Annotated in this window: 16 protein-coding genes and 1 tRNA gene; 9 read left to right on the plus strand and 8 right to left on the minus strand. The window is 60.6% G+C overall.

The genetic code is table 11. The annotated features are described in order from the left end of the window. Positions 1 to 41: 41 nt before the first annotated feature. Entirely contained in the window at positions 42 to 950 is a 909-nt protein-coding gene (locus tag A7J50_RS01520; RefSeq protein WP_064450235.1) for an alpha/beta fold hydrolase, read from the minus strand. 170 nt (positions 951 to 1,120) lie between these two features. Between A7J50_RS01520 and A7J50_RS01525 the strand changes: the two genes are divergently transcribed. Next, positions 1,121 to 2,086, plus strand: coding sequence for an arsenic resistance protein (locus A7J50_RS01525; protein ID WP_064450236.1), 966 nt, complete (start codon positions 1,121 to 1,123; stop codon positions 2,084 to 2,086). An 88-nt stretch (positions 2,087 to 2,174) separates the two neighbouring features. Then, the gene (locus A7J50_RS01530) at positions 2,175 to 3,782 is read left to right on the plus strand and encodes an ArnT family glycosyltransferase (RefSeq protein ID WP_064450237.1); all 1,608 of its coding nucleotides are present in this window, start codon (positions 2,175 to 2,177) and stop codon (positions 3,780 to 3,782) included. Between the two features lie 20 nt (positions 3,783 to 3,802). Here the strand turns inward: A7J50_RS01530 and A7J50_RS01535 are convergent, their stop codons facing one another. The 5 genes from A7J50_RS01535 to A7J50_RS01555 all read right to left on the minus strand — a co-directional run bounded on the left by A7J50_RS01535 (position 3,803) and on the right by A7J50_RS01555 (position 8,372). Next, positions 3,803 to 4,477, minus strand: a complete 675-nt coding sequence (locus tag A7J50_RS01535) for a hypothetical protein (protein WP_064450238.1) — start codon at positions 4,475 to 4,477, stop codon at positions 3,803 to 3,805. 166 nt (positions 4,478 to 4,643) lie between these two features. Next, a tRNA-Phe gene (locus A7J50_RS01540) sits at positions 4,644 to 4,719 on the minus strand. A 103-nt stretch (positions 4,720 to 4,822) separates the two neighbouring features. Continuing rightward, on the minus strand, positions 4,823 to 5,095 hold the full coding sequence (locus A7J50_RS01545) for an oxidative damage protection protein (protein ID WP_053253876.1): 273 nt from the start codon (positions 5,093 to 5,095) through the stop codon (positions 4,823 to 4,825). Further along, entirely contained in the window at positions 5,092 to 6,159 is a 1,068-nt protein-coding gene (gene mutY, locus A7J50_RS01550) for an A/G-specific adenine glycosylase (protein ID WP_064450239.1), read from the minus strand. Before mutY ends, A7J50_RS01545 begins: the two co-directional genes overlap by 4 nt. Continuing rightward, the gene (locus A7J50_RS01555; RefSeq protein WP_064450240.1) at positions 6,156 to 8,372 is read right to left on the minus strand and encodes an AsmA family protein; all 2,217 of its coding nucleotides are present in this window, start codon (positions 8,370 to 8,372) and stop codon (positions 6,156 to 6,158) included. The genes mutY and A7J50_RS01555 overlap by 4 nt, the downstream gene beginning before the upstream one ends. 326 nt (positions 8,373 to 8,698) lie before the next feature. Here A7J50_RS01555 and A7J50_RS01560 point away from each other — a divergent pair, with 326 nt between their 5' ends. Then, complete coding sequence (locus tag A7J50_RS01560; protein ID WP_064450241.1) at positions 8,699 to 10,360, plus strand: OFA family MFS transporter; 1,662 nt, start codon at positions 8,699 to 8,701, stop codon at positions 10,358 to 10,360. A gap of 50 nt (positions 10,361 to 10,410) precedes the next feature. On the opposite strand, the gene A7J50_RS01565 is transcribed toward A7J50_RS01560, so the two are convergent. Continuing rightward, entirely contained in the window at positions 10,411 to 11,751 is a 1,341-nt protein-coding gene (locus A7J50_RS01565; RefSeq protein WP_064450242.1) for an HdeD family acid-resistance protein, read from the minus strand. A gap of 43 nt (positions 11,752 to 11,794) precedes the next feature. Further along, on the minus strand, positions 11,795 to 13,051 hold the full coding sequence (locus tag A7J50_RS01570) for an MASE1 domain-containing protein (protein WP_064450243.1): 1,257 nt from the start codon (positions 13,049 to 13,051) through the stop codon (positions 11,795 to 11,797). A 220-nt stretch (positions 13,052 to 13,271) separates the two neighbouring features. Between A7J50_RS01570 and hisB the strand changes: the two genes are divergently transcribed. The 6 genes from hisB to A7J50_RS01600 all read left to right on the plus strand — a co-directional run bounded on the left by hisB (position 13,272) and on the right by A7J50_RS01600 (position 17,269). Then, positions 13,272 to 13,865 (plus strand): imidazoleglycerol-phosphate dehydratase HisB, encoded by a 594-nt coding sequence (gene hisB, locus A7J50_RS01575; RefSeq protein WP_003218037.1) that lies wholly within the window; start codon positions 13,272 to 13,274, stop codon positions 13,863 to 13,865. Further along, positions 13,865 to 14,503: an imidazole glycerol phosphate synthase subunit HisH gene (gene hisH / locus A7J50_RS01580; protein WP_064450244.1), complete on the plus strand. Its 639-nt coding sequence runs from the start codon at positions 13,865 to 13,867 to the stop codon at positions 14,501 to 14,503. Before hisB ends, hisH begins: the two co-directional genes overlap by 1 nt. After that, positions 14,504 to 14,764 carry a DUF2164 domain-containing protein gene (locus A7J50_RS01585; RefSeq protein ID WP_064450245.1) on the plus strand — a complete coding sequence of 87 codons (261 nt, stop codon included), beginning with the start codon at positions 14,504 to 14,506 and terminating at the stop codon, positions 14,762 to 14,764. An 83-nt stretch (positions 14,765 to 14,847) separates the two neighbouring features. Beyond that, positions 14,848 to 15,597 (plus strand): 1-(5-phosphoribosyl)-5-[(5-phosphoribosylamino)methylideneamino]imidazole-4-carboxamide isomerase, encoded by a 750-nt coding sequence (hisA, locus tag A7J50_RS01590; protein ID WP_020299544.1) that lies wholly within the window; start codon positions 14,848 to 14,850, stop codon positions 15,595 to 15,597. A 79-nt stretch (positions 15,598 to 15,676) separates the two neighbouring features. Then, positions 15,677 to 16,447, plus strand: coding sequence for an imidazole glycerol phosphate synthase subunit HisF (hisF, locus tag A7J50_RS01595; protein WP_064450246.1), 771 nt, complete (start codon positions 15,677 to 15,679; stop codon positions 16,445 to 16,447). A 66-nt stretch (positions 16,448 to 16,513) separates the two neighbouring features. Further along, positions 16,514 to 17,269 carry a substrate-binding periplasmic protein gene (locus A7J50_RS01600; RefSeq protein ID WP_064450247.1) on the plus strand — a complete coding sequence of 252 codons (756 nt, stop codon included), beginning with the start codon at positions 16,514 to 16,516 and terminating at the stop codon, positions 17,267 to 17,269. The last annotated feature ends 490 nt before the right edge of the window (positions 17,270 to 17,759 follow it).

Here is a 17,759-nt window from a genome sequence, read left to right on the forward strand (position 1 = left end):
TGGCGTATTGAAGCGCAGGTTGGTGCAAATCCCAAGGGTTTCTAGACGCGCTGTCCGGGTGTGCCTTGCGCCAGCGCGCCGTGTTGCAGCCACTTCAGCGCAATTGGCCACAGCCGGTCCTGATAGTCGCTGCGGAAGAAGGCGAAATGCCCGACAGCTGTTTCGCCGATATCTTCGGGAGCAATCCGCAGATGAGTGCGCTCGCTGCTATCGAAATAGCGCAGCAACCGCTCGATGGCCTCTACCGTGCCAAACGGGTCGTCGGTGATGCTGATGGCCAGCAGTTGCGCCTTCACCCGGGTGAAGGGCAACTCACCCAAGGTGCGCCCGCTGGGCCGCGTCTCGTACCTGGGCGTTGGCGTGCCCCAGTCGCGCACCACACCGGCCGGCGTATCTTCCAGCCAGCCCAGGCGTTTGCCGGGGAAGTACCCGCACAGCGCCGTCACCAACGGCATTACCACATGCCACTTGCCAAACATGCGCCAGCGCCCGCCCGCCGCGTAATCGCGCCAGTACGCAAACTGCGCGCCGACCGTCACGACTCGCCGAATCACCGCGCCTGACGCCCCCAGTCCCGCCGCGCAGCCACCAAAACTGTGGCCGACCACATCAATCGGCTGCCCCGGAAACTCCCGTTGTGCGCGCTGCAACATCGCTTCGAAATCCAGCGCGCCCCAATCCGACCACGACGCCTTGAAACCGCGCAACGAGCCATTGCGGGATTCGCCGATTCCACGGTAGTCGTACGTAATGACGTCGAAGCCGTTGGCGAACAGATAGTCGGCGAAGCGTGAGTAGTGGCGGCAGCGTACCGAGGTGGCGGCGTTGATGATGACGACCGGGCGTGTCGGGTCGGGTCTGCTAGGGCGCCAGGTGAAGCCGCTGAGAGGGTAGCCGTCGGCAGCCGACTCGCGGAAGGCTTCTGGGGCAACTCGGGTGGGCAGGTTCATCGGTCGGCTCGATCCTTGCGCTTTTGGGTGTGGGCTTGGGAGCCACGCGCTTTTATAAGCATTCGAAACTAACAAATTTAGCGCGGCATGAGCGCAGGAAATTTTCGATGCTCGACCTTGGCGCCCTGTGTGCTTAGGCTTGCGGTCTATTGATCAGCCAGAGTCAGCCCATGACCCGCGACACTCTCGAGCACAACCAGATCCCTGTCTACTTTGCCGCCGTCTTGCTGGCGGCTGCATTCGGTGTGCTCGCGCCTTTGTCGGCCCAGGGACTTGGCGTGCTGGTCACGCCCGCCATCGCTGTGCTGATGTACGCCATGTTTCTGCAAATTCCATTTCTGGATCTGCGCCAGGGCCTGGGCAACAAGCGCTTTATATCGGCCGTGCTGTTGGCCAATTTCATTCTGGTGCCGTTGCTGGTGTGGGCGTTGACCCGTGGTCTGGTAGAGCGCCCGGCCTTGCTGGTGGGCGTGTTACTGGTGTTGCTGACGCCATGTATCGACTACGTGGTGGTGTTTACCCATATCGGCAAGGGCGATTCGCGGCTGATGCTGGCGGCGACGCCAGTGCTGTTGTTGCTGCAGTTGGTGTTGTTGCCGGTGTACCTGAGTTTCATGCTGGGCGCGCAGTCCGCCGTGGTGGTGGCGGCCGGGCCGTTTGTCGAGGCGTTCTTGTGGTTGATCGTGCTGCCGATGGTCCTGGCGGTGCTGACGACTTCTCTGGCGCGGCGTTCAAGCGCCATCAACCTGTGGAGCAATGCCTGGGCCTGGCTGCCGGTGCCGGCGATGGCGCTGGTGCTGTTTGTGGTCATCGGCTCGCAGATCACCTCGGTGGTGCGCGATATCGCGTTGTTGTTGCCGGTGATTCCGGTCTACCTAGGCTTCCTGTTGCTGGCGCCATTGATGGGCGCGTTGGCTGCGCGGCTGTTCGCCTTGCCCGCCGTCACGGCGCGGGCGGTCACGTTCAGTGCGTCGACCCGCAACTCCCTGGTGGTATTGCCGCTGGCGCTGGCCTTGCCCGAAGACGTGCGCGGGCTGGCCGCGACGGCGGTGATTCTGCAAACCCTGCTTGAGCTGGTGGGCGAGCTACTCTACATCCGGCTGATTCCCGCGCTGGTATGGCGCGCTGGTCGATAGATCCATAAATATTCGGGTTTGTTCAGGCGCTATTCAGGGGCAGAGTCGGCACCATGGAGTTGGCGCACCCTACCTGAAAGGACATTCAATGGATCACCGCAGTCGTTTTCGCCTGGAGTCCCTGGGCATTTTTCTGATCGCTTTATTGCTGTTTACGTTGGGTGTCTGGGACGAACAACCCCAAGGATTTGACGGGCGCTGGGCGCTGTTCATGCAGGAAATGTTTCGCCACGGCGCGAGTCTTTTCCCTACCACCTACGGCGAGCCGTATCCCGACTACCCGGGTACCGCCACCTTCTTCAGTTTCGTATTTGCTCGAATATTCGGTGCGCCGAACCATCTCGCGAATGTACTGCCGACGGCGCTGGCTTCGGCGGGCGTGATCGCCCTGATCTATCGCCTGTTGGCGCCGTCCAGCCGGCCCTGGGCGTTGCTGACGGTGTTGCTCACGTTGCTCACCACCCAACTGCTCGATAAGTCGCGTTCGGTGTGCCTGGACCTGATGGTTGCGCTGTTATGCGTGGGCAGTTTCTACCTGCTGCACACTGGTGAACGCCTGGGGTCTCGCGTCAGGCAGTTGGCCGTATTCCCGTTGTTTGTCCTGGCCTTTGCGATTCGCGGGCCATTGGGGCTGATCGAGGTCTGTGGTGTGGTGTGCGTGTATTGGGCGCTGGGCCGGCCGGGGGAGCGGGTCAAGCAGGTGTTGATCCACGGTTTCGTGGGGTTGGCGCTGCTCGTGGCCTGCTGGTGGGTGTTGATGAAGCTGGCGCGGTTCAGTGGTGGCGATGCTTTTGCCGATGACGTGTTCAGGATGCAAGTCAGCGGGCGGCTCGATGAGAGTGGTGAGCCGTTCTATTTCTACTTCAAGCTGAGTCTGTACCGTTACTTCCCGGTGGTGCCGCTGGCGCTGGCTGCCTTGATTGCGCTGCGCCATCGTTGGTCTGAGCGGTGGGTCAATGACGACGTACAGTTGGTGGTGCGGCTGGGGGCGTGCGGCTTGATGATTTTGCTCGGGCTGTCGGTGCCGCACTTCAAGCGCGCTTACTACATTCTGCCGATGGTACCGATGTTTGCCGCTGTCGCCGCCTATGGGCTGCTCCAGGCGCAAGGCTGGCTTGTCGGCGTGCGCCGCTGCTACGAAGGGCTTGTCGCGGCGCTGCCGGCGTTGTGCGTGGTTGTGTTGTTTGTGTGTCGGTACAGTTGGCAAAAACGCGGTTACTGGCCTGACGTTTCGTTGCCGCTGTTGATTGGCGGGTTGGTGATTCTGCAAGTGGGGGCGTTGGTTGCCTGGCGTCGGTCAGTGCGCTTGGTCTGGCTCAGCCTGATTGCACTGGTAGCGCAGTGGTTGCTGCTGGTGGTGGTGATAGAGCCGTCCAAGGACCTGCAGTTCGACACTCACAATTTCGTCAGCCAAGTGGAGACGCTTCGTGCGTCGCAGCCGGGGCCATTGGTGTTTGTCGACCTCGGCCGCGACACGTGGGCGATACGCTACATGATGAACCTTACGCACGACGAGCAGCCGTTGTTCGTGGCAGGCAACGAGCCTGAGAAGCTGCTGACCTTGCCCCGGCCATCCTGGGTGATCGTGCCGCGCAAAGAGGCTGTGCTGCTCAAGGGCACGCCGATGCAGCAGCAGACGCCAGATTTCGAAGGGCGCTTGAACGACAACCCGCTGATGGTGTTTTTACTGAAGTAAGGCAGGCGATCCAGTGCAGGCTATTTGCACTGGTACCCCTCGGGCATCGTGACGGTGTAGTTGCGGTGCACGCGGTCCTGGAAATTCAGGTTCTGCAAGCCTTGCTCCACCAGGAAGGTTTCGATCTTGGCGGCCTGGCAGTCTTCGTTGTAGGACATCGCCCGGAGCAGGTACACCGCGCGCCTGCTCACTTCATCCCGCGCAGTGGCGGTGAACGTGGTGAGCGTGGTGTAGCCGGTTCGCTCGGAGGTGCCCACCGGGCCATAGGTGGTGTTGGGCTTGCTGGTGCAGGTCAACTGGTCTTCTTTTTTCTTGTTTTTCTTGCACTGGGTGGTCGTGGTGGTTGGCACCTGGCCGTAGTCGGTGGCGGTGTAACGGTAAGTGACCTGCCGGCTGTCGACATCAAGGGTGATGGTCATTTTGATCGGTGCATGGTTCTTGGGTAGGGTCGTGTCGGTAAACACCTCCCGAAAGCCCTGGTCCTTCATGGCATTGACCATGTCCCGCAAGTAGTAGCGGGCATTCAGCGTGCTTTGCGCACTGCCGCCCACGGACGTCGTCACCAGTACCGTTGCCTGTCGATCAAAGTGATAGTCCGGATCAGGTGTCGCGTCGATCGAGACGTCCATTTGGGTGGCGCATCCACTGAGTAACGCCGTCAGCAGCAAAAGCGCGCAGAACAAATACCGGGTCATCAAATAACTACCTTGCAACAGAAAATTCAGTAACACCTAAACGAATGAGCCTTGCGATAAATAACCCCCAGGCAGGGATAGGGGTGAGCGTCGCCCGGCAACCACTAAATCGCAGGCAATAAAAAACCCCAAGGAATCATCTTCGCTTGGGGTTTTTCGGTATTAGTGGTGCCCAGAGACGGAATCGAACCGCCGACACGGGGATTTTCAATCCCCTGCTCTACCGACTGAGCTATCTGGGCAACGGGGCGCATTAAACTGGTTTTTCAGGGGGTCGTCAAGCAAGTTTTCAAAAAATATTTAATTATTACCGTCGCTTACGTGCCGACCCCGGGTTTTGATCAATTATTGAGCAGGCGGCACGTAACCGTCGGCCTTGGCGTAATCCTCGCCGGAAAAGAACTTATCCATTTCGCCAGCCAGGTATTTGCGATCTTCGCCGTTCATCATGTTCAGGCGTTTTTCGTTGATCAGCAGAGTCTGGTGTTTCAGCCAGTCGCCCCAGGCTTTGGCGGAGACGTGGTCGAAAATGTCCTGACCCTTGGCACCCGGGTACGGAGGGCGTTCGAGGCCTGGCAATTCTTCTTTGTACTTGCGGCACATGATGGTGCGGGTCATGACAGAACTCCTGCGTTCAATACTTCAGCCGCGCGCTTCAGCAGTTTTTTAACCGGGGCGGCAAGGCCCAGGCGCGGCGGGGTGGCGAGGTTATACCAGAGCCAGTCGGCCTCGGCCACGTGATGGGCGGATTCCTCGACCTGCACCAGCCAGGGTTCAATGGCCAGCTGGAAGTGGCTGAAGGTGTGGATCAGCCCCGGCAGTGCCTGTGGGTTGCCCAGCGCCAGTGAGTGCTGGTTGGCCAGGTGTTCCAGGTCTTCGAGGTCGTCCAGTTCCGGCAAACTCCACAAACCGCCCCAGAGGCCCGTGGACGGACGGCGGTAAAGCAGAATCGCACCCTCGGCATTGGCCAGCATCGGCATCAGCGTGCGCTTCTGCGGGATGGTTTTGCGCGGTTTGGGGATCGGGTAGCGCGTCTCCAGGCCGAGCATGTGGGCTTCACAGCCCTTTTCCAGTGGGCACAGCAGGCAGCTGGGCTTGCTGCGGGTGCAGAGCGTGGCGCCCATGTCCATCATCGCCTGGGTGTAGGCGTTGACGCGATCGTGTGGCGTGAAGCGCTCAGCGGTCGCCCAGAGCTGCTTGGCGACCTTGGGTTCGCCTGGGTAGCCCTCTTGCGCGGTAAAGCGCGCCAGCACGCGCTTGACGTTGCCGTCGAGGATCGGCGCACGCAGGCCCATGCTCAGGCTGGCGATCGCTCCGGCAGTGGACAGGCCGATCCCGGGCAATTCGGTGAGCTTCTCGACATCCCTTGGAAACTCGCCACCGTACTCGGCGACGACAATCCTGGCGGTCTTCTGCAGGTTGCGTGCGCGGGTGTAGTAACCCAGGCCGGTCCACAGGTGCAGCACTTCGTCTTCCGGCGCGGCAGCCAGCGCTTCGACCGTCGGCAACGAGGCCATGAAGCGGTCGAAGTAGTTGAGCACAGTGCTGACCTGAGTCTGTTGCAGCATGATCTCCGAGACCCACACCCGGTAAGGCGTGATGCCCTGTTGCCAGGGCAGGTCATGGCGACCGTGGCGGTCGTACCAATCCAGCACCGCCTGTGAAAACTGCTCGTTTCTCATCGTTTGAACAGGCCCTTCAGAGCGTCTTTCAACTGTGGGTTGACCTTGTCGAGCTTCTCTTCAAGCTTTTCGCTTAGCTTGTTGCCAGCCGCTTTTATGGCGACCTGCGTCAAGCCATCCTTGTCCAGGCGGCAGGCCTTGGCGCCCAGTTCCAGCGGGCCGCGGCAGCGCAGCGGCACTTCAATGCCCTGGAAGTTGCTGCCGACCTGGCAGGCCGGGTCCGGCACGTCGCGCTGGTCGCCTTCGACAATGATGCCGACGCGGTAGTCCATGCCCAGCACGCGCAGGTCGACGTCACCGTTGCCGTTGACGGTCAGGCCGGGGATGCGCACTTTGAGGTCAGGGTTACTGGCCACGCCGTTACGGAAGGTCAGGTTGCCGCGCAGTTCCTGGAACGGCGTGTCCTTGCCCTGTGGCGTGGTGCTCAAGGTCTTGCGGTTGAGCAGGGCAATGCCGGTGCACAGTTGTTGTTCGATGTTGGCGTTGAGCAGCGCGCCGTTATTGATCACAAAACTGGCGGTGCCATTGAGGCTGTCGATCAGCGCCTTTTGGCTGTTGCCACGGCCGGTGAGGTTGCTGTCGAGGGTGATTTGGCCTTTCACCGGCGGGGTTTGCCCCTGGGCTTGCAGGATGCGCTCAACCGGTACCTGTTTGATGTGGGTTTGCAGCGCCAACACCGGGATGTCCTGGCGCACATCGAGTGTGCCGTTGGCCTGGAAGGTGCCGTTGTAGAGGCCACCGCTCAGGGTGTCGAGCTTGAGCTGCCCATCGATGCCGGAGGCTTTGAGCCCTGCATTCTGGATCGGCAGCTTGCTCAGGGTCAGTTGGCCAAAGGCCAGGTCGGCGTTCACGTCCAGGGTGCGCAGGCGGGTCAATGGCAGCAGCTTGTCGGTGCTCCACGCGCCTTTGGTCGGAGCTTCCGGCAGCGGTGTGGTGCCACCAGCGGCCATGGCGCCGACTTCGCTGTTCTGTACTTCGGCCTGGCGTGCTGCGGTCGCCCCTTTGGCGGATTCGGACTTGGCCGGCAAGTAGTTGTCGGCGTTGAACGTGTCGCCCTTGAGCTGTACGCGCAGGGATTGCTTGGCGAAGTCATCTACCGCAATGCGACCGGTGAAGGTGCTGGCGTCGAGTTTCAGGTTCAAGTCTTCCAGGGCCACGCTGGTGGGCGAGCCCTTGAGACGGCTGACCAGTTCGACCTTGCTCAGGCTGCCCTCGGCCATGGCCGGCAGCGGATGGCCGACGCTGTCGAGGAACTTGGCCAGGTCAAACTGGGCAATGGACAAGGCGCCGCTGAGTTGCGGGGTTTTGTCCAGGTTGTTGACCTTCAGTTCGCCCAGGGCGCGCAGCTGGTTGGCGGAGAGTTTCAGGTTGGTCCATTCGGCGACGTTGGCCGCCAGGTCCACCAGTAATTGGCCCTGGGTGGAGAAGGTCACGGTCTTGCCTTGCAGCGGCTCGCCGGTGGCTTCGCCGCTGAGCTTCATGTCTTCGAACTGGTAGCGCTTGAGGGCGTTCTGGATGCGCAAGTTACCGTTGAGCTCGGTCTTGACGCGCAACAGCGGCTGGTTGCTGCCCAGGAAGGCGGTGAGCTTGAGCGGAATGCTCGCACCTTCGTGCACGGCGCCGGCGCTCAGCTGGATACTTTCGGCGCTGTACTGTTTGCCGGTCTGCTCATCGTTGTATTCAACGCGGGCGTTGTTGATGGTCAGGCTGTCGATGTCCAGGCGGATCGGCTTTGGCGGTTTTTCCGGTTCCGGTTCGGCCGGCGTTTGCACGGGGGCGGGAGCTGGCGCATCGGCGCTGGCGACAGGCACGTTCTTGCCGATGTCTTCCCAATTGCCATGGCCCTGCTTGTCGCGGTTGAGGCGCAGGTTCAGGCCTTCGACACGCACATCGCTCATCTGCACTTCGCGGCGCAGCAGCGGCAGCACGCGCACCGACAGGCCGAGCATTTGCAGGTCGGCGAACGGTTGGGTGGGGTTGGTCAGGGTCGCCACGCTGGCTTCGTGCAGTTCCAGGCCTAGCCAGGGGAACAGGCTCCAGCCGATATCGCCATTGAGCGTCAGCTCGATGTGGGCCTTGTCGCGGGCAATCTGGCGAATCTCGTCTTTGTAATCGTTGGGATCGAAGAGGTGGGTCAGGGCAAAGCCCAGGGCCACAATGATCAGCAACAGCCCGAGAAGTACCAGACCCAGGATTTTGCCGAACGCTTTCATGGGCGAGTCCTTGTATGTCGATTTCAAAATTTAGCCGCAGAGTATAACGCCCGAAGGCTTACGTCAGTTCACGCATCGTTACATTGTATCTGGCGTCGGCAAAATCGGATTTTGTCGCTGAACAGACCAGATCGCGTGAAAAAGGTGATGTCAGTTTGGTTTTTCTGTCATCCACTGGTGCTAATCTTCGTAGGTTCGTCTGTCGTCTGCGACACAGCGTCGCGCTCAAAAGGAGCTTTACTCAACAACAACGGCCAACGCTCTGCGTGCAAGGCCGAGGGAGAGAGCGCCTGACGGACACATACTAATAACTGGGGGAAACACCAATGAGCACTAGCACTGCGGCGAGCAGTCATGCCGCACAGCCTGCGTTCCTGTCCAAGGAACGCATTATCGCCAAGCCGGGGTTCAACCGCTGGCTGGTTCCACCGGCCGCCCTGGCCATCCACCTGTGCATCGGTATGGCCTACGGGTTCTCGGTGTTCTGGCTGCCACTGTCCAAGGCGCTGGGTATCACCGCACCGGTCGCCTGTGCGCCGGACATGAGTTTCATCGCGCAAGTCTTCTCTTCCCAATGCGACTGGCCCATCTCCATGCTGGGCTGGATCTACACCCTGTTCTTCATCTTCCTGGGCTGCTCGGCAGCGATCTGGGGCGGTTGGCTTGAGCATGCCGGGCCACGCAAGGCCGGCGTTGTTTCGGCGCTGTGCTGGTGCGGCGGCCTGCTGATCTCGGCGTTGGGTGTCTACACCCACCAGATCTGGCTGATGTGGATCGGCTCCGGCGTGATTGGCGGTATCGGTCTGGGCCTGGGCTATATCTCGCCTGTATCGACCCTGATCAAGTGGTTCCCGGACAAGCGCGGCATGGCCACCGGCATGGCGATCATGGGCTTCGGCGGCGGAGCGATGGTGGGTGCCCCGTTGGCCGCAGCGCTGATGGGCCACTTTGCTTCGCCAACCAGCGTGGGCGTGTGGCAGAGCTTCGTGGTCATGGCTGCGATCTACTTCGTGTTCATGATCGGCGGCGCATTGTCGTATCGCGTTCCGCCAACCGGCTGGAAGCCTGAGGGCTGGACTGCCCCGGCGAAAAAGGCCAGCAATGCGATGATTACCCATCGTCACGTTCACGTGAGTGTGGCGTGGAAAACCCCGCAATTCCGTTTGGTATGGCTGGTGCTGTGCCTGAACGTGTCTGCCGGTATCGGTATTCTCGGCATGGCTTCGCCACTGCTTCAGGAAGTGTTCGGTGGCAAGTTGTTGGGCAATGGGCTGACGTTCGGTCAGCTGGATGCCGGGCAGTTGGCGTCGATCGCCGCCATCGCTGCGGGTTTTACCGGTTTGTTGAGCCTGTTCAACATTGGTGGCCGGTTCTTCTGGGCGTCGTTCTCCGACTACCTGGGCCGTAAAAATACCTACTTCGTGTTCTTCGCCCTGGGCTTTGCCCTGTACGCGCTGATTCCGAACCTCGGTCACCTGGGCAACGTAGCGCTATTCGTGGCAGCGTTCTGCATCATCCTGTCGATGTACGGCGGTGGTTTTGCGACCGTCCCGGCTTACCTGGCCGACCTGTTCGGCACCCAGATGGTCGGTGCGATCCACGGTCGTCTGCTGACCGCATGGGCTGCGGCGGGCGTGTTGGGCCCGGTGCTGGTGAACTACCTGCGTGAGTATCAGCTGAGCATCGGCGTTGAACGCGCTGCTGCCTACGACATCACCTTGTACATCCTCGCGGGCCTGTTGGTGCTGGGTTTCATCTGCAACCTGCTGGTGCGCCCGGTGGCCGACAAGTACTTCATGACTGACGCAGAGCTGGCGGCCGAACAGGCGCTGGGCCATGACAAAGGGGCTGACGCCAGCACTTCGCTGGAGTGGAAAGCGTCGTCTGGCAGCGTGCCGCTAGCAGTTGCGGCGTGGTTGGTCGTGGGTGTTCCGTTGGCGTGGGGTGTGTGGGTGACCCTGCAAAAGACGGCGGTACTGTTCCACTGATAGCCGGTTTCCCGGTGCCCTCTCATGCAAGGTGAGTGGGCGTCGGGCAACTAGTCCTGCTTCTTGTCAGGCAAGGTCCTGGCTGAAGCGCCGCGCCATGGAATGCGTTGAAACCATGGGCGCGGCACCGGATGAACAATCACCCGCAAGGCACGTGCATAGTCCATGACCAGGCCGGGTGTCCACGCCATGGTCATGGCGCGCTTGCGTACTTGCGCGGCAATCCACAACTCAGGCATGAGCAAGGTCTGCAGGACCGAGCGCCAGCGCCGGGACCGTTCCGACAACACGCCATCCATCGATGCTTCCAACGCAAAGGCCACGCTGCTGGAACAGTTGCGGTAGGTCAGGTTGTAGGTGGCCTGTTGGCGATAGTTATTCGAGAACTCGATCAGCGCTTTGCGGCTGTACTGGTGAAAAATAATCTTGCGGTCCGAGTCGCACCAGTTGGCCACTTCAGTGGCGTAGTCCGGCTGGAATGTGCCTGGCACGTCGTTATTGCGCGTGGCCTTGAGGATGCGGAAAAACTCCGCCGGTGAGCGATCGATGTCCGCGACCGGGTACAGGCTCAGGTACACCGAGGGCGACAGCTCAATCGCTGCGTGCCCGGTTGAAATCACGCCTTGTGCATCCACCGCCGCAATGTAGCGATTGATGATCGGGCGAGGAATTGTCGTTGCGCCGGCGGTGCCTTCCGGCGTCCAGATATGCACGATCAATGGGTCCTGCAAGTCAGGCTCTTGCTCCAGGCGCGGCTCCAGCGGTTTTTGCGGTGGCAGCTTCTTGAAGTCTGACAGTAAATCCCTTGGTACAAGCAGCTCAAACGTTGAAGTGCCGTTGCGCAATCGCCTCACGCGATTCGCAATGCGCACCGTGTTGAAGCCGCTGACGATCATCAATGCACCGAGGAAAAACGACACCGTTGCACTGAGGGCGATGGGATAAGGACTGACCAGCAACCCCGCGAACGCCAGCTGAGCGCCGCCGCTGATCAACGACGATCGCCAGTGCGGGAACCTGACGACCCAGGCCGAGCTAATGGTCAGCAAGCCGATCACGAAGTAGGTCAGGCCAAAGATGATCGCCAGCAACAGGTGGCTATAGACATTGTTCGCGAGAATCAACACGGCGACGAAGAAGAAAATGCCACCCTTGAAATACAGCACGGCCCGCTGAGCGCCTACGCCGCTGGCAGCCACGCTGAGGGTGACAATGCTTTCCAGCAGCAACATCAAACCGAATGCGCGCATCGGAAAGTACAGTGCACCGTCCAGGCCGTCGTACATCACGCCCAGGCCCAGCGAGCCCCACAGGATACCCACCAGGCCGAGAATCCAGAATTTGGATCGCACGAACTCAACGCCGAACAGCAGTAAAGCAATCTGAATCATTAAGTACCCCTACAGGGAAAAGCAGGCTGTCACAGGCGAAGGTTCAGGAGTAGCGGCCGCTTTGCCAGTTGCCGACAATCACTTGGCCATGGGCATCACGCAGGGCGCCGGGGCTTTGGTCATACAGGGTCAGCCATTCACCATTGCCCTTGTCGATGCGAAAGGCCAATGACGCGGCGCGGGTATGGGTTTCCGGCGACCAGTGGCGTTTGAGTCTGTCGCGGTCCTCTGGGTGTACACGCTCCAGGACCTGCTGCACGGTGCGCAGGGGCTGGGCACTCACGTCCAGCAGCGTTTCAAGGTTGTCGTCCCAGAGAATTTCCCCGGTTCCCGGGTGCAGTTGGTACATCACACCGCTGCCCGCCAAGCGCCCGGTTTCCAGGTCATAAGGTTGAGCGGATTGCCTCATCAAGCGTATTACCAACACCAGTAATGCCGTGATGGACAGGTAGCTTTGCGCAAGCAGCAAGGGCTCGCCTTCCAGCAGGCCGTGCACATAAAACGGCCCGGTCTTCTGGTCGGTGAAATTGACCACGATACCGCCCAGCACCAGTAGCGCGATCGAGCCGCCAGGGCTGCGCCACGTTATGCAAACGGCGAGCGTAAGGGCGATGGGCAGGCAGGCCAGGATGAAATACGCCGCTGCGCCCGCGTCGGAGCCCAGCCTGTTGATGAGCCAGAGCGGGGACGCCCCGAAAACGTACCAGGTGTTCAATGCCAGCAGCAGCAACCATACCCCGCCGGCCAGTCTCGTGCGCGTGCGCGCAGGAAAGTCGCGCAGGTTGCTGTTCAGTACATTCATCACCACGACGGTTGAGAAGAACACGCCGCTCATGCCGGACATCCAGTTGGTCATGAACGTGTGCGGTGATACTTCCCCGGCCAGCATCAGCCAGCCTTTCCTGATCAATGCCAGGACGCAGCAAACGCCCACGGTTGCCAGCAACCACAGCAAAATGGCATGCAGTTCGTCGCCGCGCCGAGCGAAGCGCCGAACCAGCCAGGCAATCGTAACAGAGCCTGCCAGTGCCATCGCTGAAAGCGCCACGGCGGCCGGCAGATGTTGCCAGCCATGCTCATCCAGCAGCACCCGTGCGACCAGAAACACCGCAAACAACATCGGCCAGTGAGCGCGTCGCGAGCTGAGGAACGCCGACACGGAAATACCCGCCGGGAACCAGATAATCGCCATCTGCGAGACGGGATCTTCAAAGGCCAGCGACATGACGCCGGTCACGTAGTAGGTCACCGCCCACAGGAGGAGGACGCCGCTGCGCTGTAAGACTGTCGGTATCGTCATTGTTGAATATTCATTAGGTTTTAAACATTGCGCTCATATTACCGCGAAGCCGCCGGGGGCATCGGGTAAATGCGCTGAGCGCACCATCCTGGGGCGGTCACTTGTATGCACATGTCTATCCTCGACACTCCATCAGTCTTATGCCCTTCGATGTTTCTGTTTGGCGCCCGCGCCCCTATAATGGCTGCCTTTTTCGCCCAATGATTTTGCGGAGCTGGTGATGGCCGAACGTAAGGCGTCCGTCGAGCGCGACACTCTGGAAACCCAGATCAAAGCCTCGATTAACCTGGATGGCACCGGAAAGGCCCGATTTGATATCGGTGTACCTTTTCTTGAGCACATGCTGGACCAGATCGCCCGTCATGGGCTGATCGACCTGGATATCGTCAGCAAGGGCGACCTGCATATCGACGACCACCACACGGTGGAAGACGTAGGCATCACCCTCGGCCAGGCGTTTGCCAAGGCCATCGGCGACAAAAAAGGCATCCGTCGCTACGGCCACGCCTATGTCCCGCTGGACGAAGCGCTGTCGCGTGTGGTCATCGACTTCTCCGGCCGCCCAGGCCTGCAGATGCACGTGCCCTACACCCGCGCCACCGTGGGCGGCTTCGACGTCGACCTGTTCCAGGAATTCTTCCAGGGCTTCGTCAACCACGCACTGGTCAGCCTGCACATCGACAACCTGCGCGGCACCAACACCCACCACCAGATCGAAACCGTGTTCAAGGCTTTCGGCCGCGCGCTGCGCATGGCTGTAGAGCTCGATGACCGCATGGCCGGTCAGATGCCCTCGACCAAAGGCGTTCTGTAATGCAGACGGTCGCGGTTATCGACTACGGCATGGGTAACCTGCACTCGGTGGCCAAGGCCCTCGAGCACGTAGGTGCCGGCAAGGTGCTGATCACCAGCGATGCCAGCGTGATTCGCGAAGCCGACCGGGTGGTGTTTCCGGGCGTCGGCGCGATTCGCGATTGCATGGCCGAGATCCGCCGCCTGGGCTTTGACAGCCTGGTGCGCGAAGTCAGCCAGGACCGCCCGTTCCTCGGCATCTGCGTGGGCATGCAAGCCCTGCTCGACAGCAGTGAAGAGAACGGCGGCGTTGACTGCATCGGCCTGTTTCCCGGCCAGGTGAAGTTCTTCGGCAAAGACCTGCATGAAGACGGCGAGCATTTGAAAGTCCCGCACATGGGCTGGAACGAAGTGCGCCGCACCGTGGACCACCCGCTGTGGCACGAAATCCCGGACATGGCGCGTTTTTACTTTGTGCACAGTTACTACATCGCCGCCGGTAACCCGCGCCAGGTGGTGGGTGGCGGGCACTACGGCGTCGACTTCGCCGCGGCGCTGGCCGAAGGTTCGCGCTTTGCCGTGCAGTTCCACCCGGAGAAGAGCCATACCCATGGCCTGCAATTGCTGCAGAACTTCGCCGCGTGGGATGGCCGCTGGTAAATGGCCAAGCAGCCCAAGGTGCCGATCTTGAACCTCACGCCCGAGCAGGAGCGTGAGGCTACCTTCAAGATCAAGCGTTTCATGGAGGACCGTTTCGAGCTCAAGCTGGGCTCGTTCGAGGTCGCCGAGCTTCTTGAACTGTTCACCACCGAAGTTGCGCCGCACTATTACAACAGGGCGATTTTCGACACGCAGACGCTCCTTAAAGAAAGGTTCGAAAGCATCGAAAGCGACCTGTGGGCTTTAGAAAAAAGCAGCTGAAAGCCTCAAGCTGCAAGACTTAATACGCGTGCTTGCTTGCAGCTTATAGCTCGCAGCTTGCAGCTCTTTGACGAAGGAAAAGCATGCTCATTATCCCCGCTATCGATCTCAAGGACGGCGCTTGTGTCCGCCTGCGCCAAGGCCGCATGGAAGATTCCACCGTGTTCTCCGACGACCCGGTGAGCATGGCTGCCAAATGGGTGGAAGGGGGCTGCCGTCGTCTGCATCTGGTGGACTTGAACGGCGCCTTCGAAGGCCAGCCGGTCAATGGCGAAGTGGTCACTGCCATCGCCAAGCGCTACCCGAACCTGCCAATCCAGATCGGTGGCGGTATCCGCTCCCTGGAAACCATCGAGCACTACGTCAAGGCCGGCGTGAGCTACGTGATCATCGGCACCAAGGCCGTGAAAGACCCGGCGTTCGTCGCTGAGGCCTGCCGCGCGTTCCCGGGTAAAGTGATCGTGGGCCTGGACGCTAAAGACGGTTTCGTCGCCACCGACGGCTGGGCTGAAATCAGCACTGTCCAGGTGATCGACCTGGCCAAGCAGTTCGAAGCTGACGGCGTGTCCGCCATCGTTTATACCGACATCGCCAAAGACGGCATGATGCAGGGCTGCAACGTACCGTTCACGGCTGCGTTGGCTGCGGCCACCAGGATTCCGGTTATCGCTTCCGGTGGCATTCACAACCTGGGCGACATCAAGTCGCTGCTGGACGCCAAGGCCCCCGGCATCATCGGCGCTATCACAGGCCGCGCGATTTATGAGGGCACGCTGGATGTGGCCGAAGCCCAAGCGTTTTGTGATGGCTACGCGGCCAGCTCCAAGTCGTAAGCTATAAGCTGCAAGCAAAAGCAAATCCGCTTCTACTTGCAGCTTATAGCTTGAAGCTTCTTAATCGGAGATTAAGTCTATGGCTTTAGCCAGACGCATCATCCCTTGCCTGGACGTCGACAACGGTCGCGTGGTCAAGGGCGTCAAGTTCGAGAACATCCGCGATGCCGGCGACCCGGTGGAAATCGCCCGTCGTTATGATGAGCAAGGTGCCGACGAGATTACCTTTCTCGACATCACCGCCAGCGTCGACGGCCGCGACACCACGCTGCATACCGTCGAGCGCATGGCCAGCCAGGTGTTTATCCCACTGACCGTCGGCGGTGGCGTGCGCACCGTGCAAGACATCCGCAACCTGCTCAACGCCGGCGCGGACAAGGTCTCGATCAACACCGCTGCCGTGTTCAACCCGGAGTTCGTCGGCGAGGCCGCGCAGCACTTCGGCTCGCAGTGCATCGTGGTCGCTATCGACGCCAAAAAAGTCTCTGGCCCGGGCGAAACCCCGCGCTGGGAGATTTTCACCCATGGCGGTCGCAAGCCGACCGGCCTGGACGCGGTGGAATGGGCGATGAAGATGGAAGGCCTGGGCGCCGGTGAAATCCTGCTGACCAGCATGGACCAGGACGGCATGAAAAACGGCTTCGACCTGGGTGTGACCCGCGCCATCAGTGATGCACTGGGTATCCCGGTGATCGCGTCCGGCGGCGTCGGCAACCTGCAGCACCTGGCCGACGGCGTGATCGAAGGTCACGCCAGCGCGGTGCTGGCAGCGAGCATTTTCCACTTTGGCGAATACACCGTTCCCGAGGCCAAGGCCTACATGGCGGCGCGCGGTATCGTCGTTCGCTAAACGCTGCTGGACACCATGGCAGGCGCGCGGCACTCTCTGCGCTTGCCATGGATTCCGGTAGCCTTCATGTTCAAGACCCTGCTGCTCGCTCTCGCCAGTACCTCCGTGCTCATCGCCGGTGCTGCCCACGCCGAAGAACCGTCCGACGCCTCCCTGGTGTTGCTGACGGAAAATTTCCCGCCTTACAACATGGCGAAAAACGGCAAGAACTTCGCCAAAGACGAGAACATCGAAGGCATCGCTGTGGACGTGGTGCGGGAGACTTTCAAGCGCGCCGGCATTTCCTACAACCTCACCCTGCGCTTTCCTTGGGAGCGAATCTACAAACTCGCCCTGGAAAAGCCTGGCTACGGCGTCTTCGTCATGGCCCGCCTACCGGACCGGGAAGCCCTGTTCAAATGGGTCGGCCCTATCGGCCCGGACGATTGGGTGATGCTGGCCAAGGCCGACAGCAAGATTCAACTGGACGACCTCGAGCACGCGCGCCGCTACAAGATCGGCGCATACAAGGGCGATGCCATTGCCGAGTCCCTGGAAAAGCAGGGTCTCAACCCACTGGTGGTGTTACGCGACCAGGACAACGCGAAAAAGCTCATGGACGGCCAGATCGACCTGTGGGCCACCGGCGACCCGGCCGGGCGTTATTTGGCGCGCCAGGTGGGTGTGACGGGGTTGAAGACGGTCCTGCGCTTCAACAGCGCCCAGCTCTACCTCGCGCTGAACAAGGATGTACCGGACGAGTTGGTGGCCAAGCTTCAGGCTGCGCTGGACCAACTGCGTAAAGATGGCGTGGTTGATGAGATCATGGCCCGTTACCTGTAACTGGCAGGAGGCAATTGTGGGAGCTGGCTTGCCTGCGATAGCGGTCTTTGAGTGACAAATATGCCAGCTGACCCACCGCTTTCGCGAGCAAGCCCGCTCCCACAGGTTTGACTGCATTCCAAATACAGCCCTGTCGTGCACGGCAATCAGCAGGATGGCCATGCGACGGTCGTCAGCCTCTGGATGCACACGGTCAAAAATGTGGGAGCTGGCTTGCCTGCGATGGCGCTCTTTCAGTGACAAATATGCCACCTGACCCACCGCCATCGCAGGCAAGCCAGCTCCCACAGGTTTGACTGCATTCCAAATACAGCCCTGTCGTGCACAGCAATCAGCAGGATGGCTATGCGACGGGCGTCAGCCTCTGGATGCACACGGTCAAAAATGTGGGAGCTGGCTTGCCTGCGATAGCGGTCTTTGAGTGACAAATATGCCTGCTGACCCACCGCCATCGCAGGCAAGCCAGCTCCCACAGGTTTGACTGCATTCC

The organism is Pseudomonas antarctica (assembly GCF_001647715.1).
GTDB classification, from domain to species: domain Bacteria; phylum Pseudomonadota; class Gammaproteobacteria; order Pseudomonadales; family Pseudomonadaceae; genus Aquipseudomonas; species Aquipseudomonas antarctica_A.

Excerpts from the sequence above, each read along its gene's own strand:
- A7J50_RS01520 (WP_064450235.1), bottom strand. The coding sequence starts at position 950 with ATGAACCTGCCCACCCGAGTTGCCCCAGAAGCCTTCCGCGAGTCGGCT.
- A7J50_RS01525 (WP_064450236.1), top strand. The coding sequence starts at position 1,121 with ATGACCCGCGACACTCTCGAGCACAACCAGATCCCTGTCTACTTTGCC.
- A7J50_RS01530 (WP_064450237.1), top strand. The coding sequence starts at position 2,175 with ATGGATCACCGCAGTCGTTTTCGCCTGGAGTCCCTGGGCATTTTTCTG.
- A7J50_RS01535 (WP_064450238.1), bottom strand. The coding sequence starts at position 4,477 with ATGACCCGGTATTTGTTCTGCGCGCTTTTGCTGCTGACGGCGTTACTC.
- A7J50_RS01545 (WP_053253876.1), bottom strand. The coding sequence starts at position 5,095 with ATGACCCGCACCATCATGTGCCGCAAGTACAAAGAAGAATTGCCAGGC.
- mutY (WP_064450239.1), bottom strand. The coding sequence starts at position 6,159 with ATGAGAAACGAGCAGTTTTCACAGGCGGTGCTGGATTGGTACGACCGC.
- A7J50_RS01555 (WP_064450240.1), bottom strand. The coding sequence starts at position 8,372 with ATGAAAGCGTTCGGCAAAATCCTGGGTCTGGTACTTCTCGGGCTGTTG.
- A7J50_RS01560 (WP_064450241.1), top strand. The coding sequence starts at position 8,699 with ATGAGCACTAGCACTGCGGCGAGCAGTCATGCCGCACAGCCTGCGTTC.
- A7J50_RS01565 (WP_064450242.1), bottom strand. The coding sequence starts at position 11,751 with ATGATTCAGATTGCTTTACTGCTGTTCGGCGTTGAGTTCGTGCGATCC.
- A7J50_RS01570 (WP_064450243.1), bottom strand. The coding sequence starts at position 13,051 with ATGACGATACCGACAGTCTTACAGCGCAGCGGCGTCCTCCTCCTGTGG.
- hisB (WP_003218037.1), top strand. The coding sequence starts at position 13,272 with ATGGCCGAACGTAAGGCGTCCGTCGAGCGCGACACTCTGGAAACCCAG.
- hisH (WP_064450244.1), top strand. The coding sequence starts at position 13,865 with ATGCAGACGGTCGCGGTTATCGACTACGGCATGGGTAACCTGCACTCG.
- A7J50_RS01585 (WP_064450245.1), top strand. The coding sequence starts at position 14,504 with ATGGCCAAGCAGCCCAAGGTGCCGATCTTGAACCTCACGCCCGAGCAG.
- hisA (WP_020299544.1), top strand. The coding sequence starts at position 14,848 with ATGCTCATTATCCCCGCTATCGATCTCAAGGACGGCGCTTGTGTCCGC.
- hisF (WP_064450246.1), top strand. The coding sequence starts at position 15,677 with ATGGCTTTAGCCAGACGCATCATCCCTTGCCTGGACGTCGACAACGGT.
- A7J50_RS01600 (WP_064450247.1), top strand. The coding sequence starts at position 16,514 with ATGTTCAAGACCCTGCTGCTCGCTCTCGCCAGTACCTCCGTGCTCATC.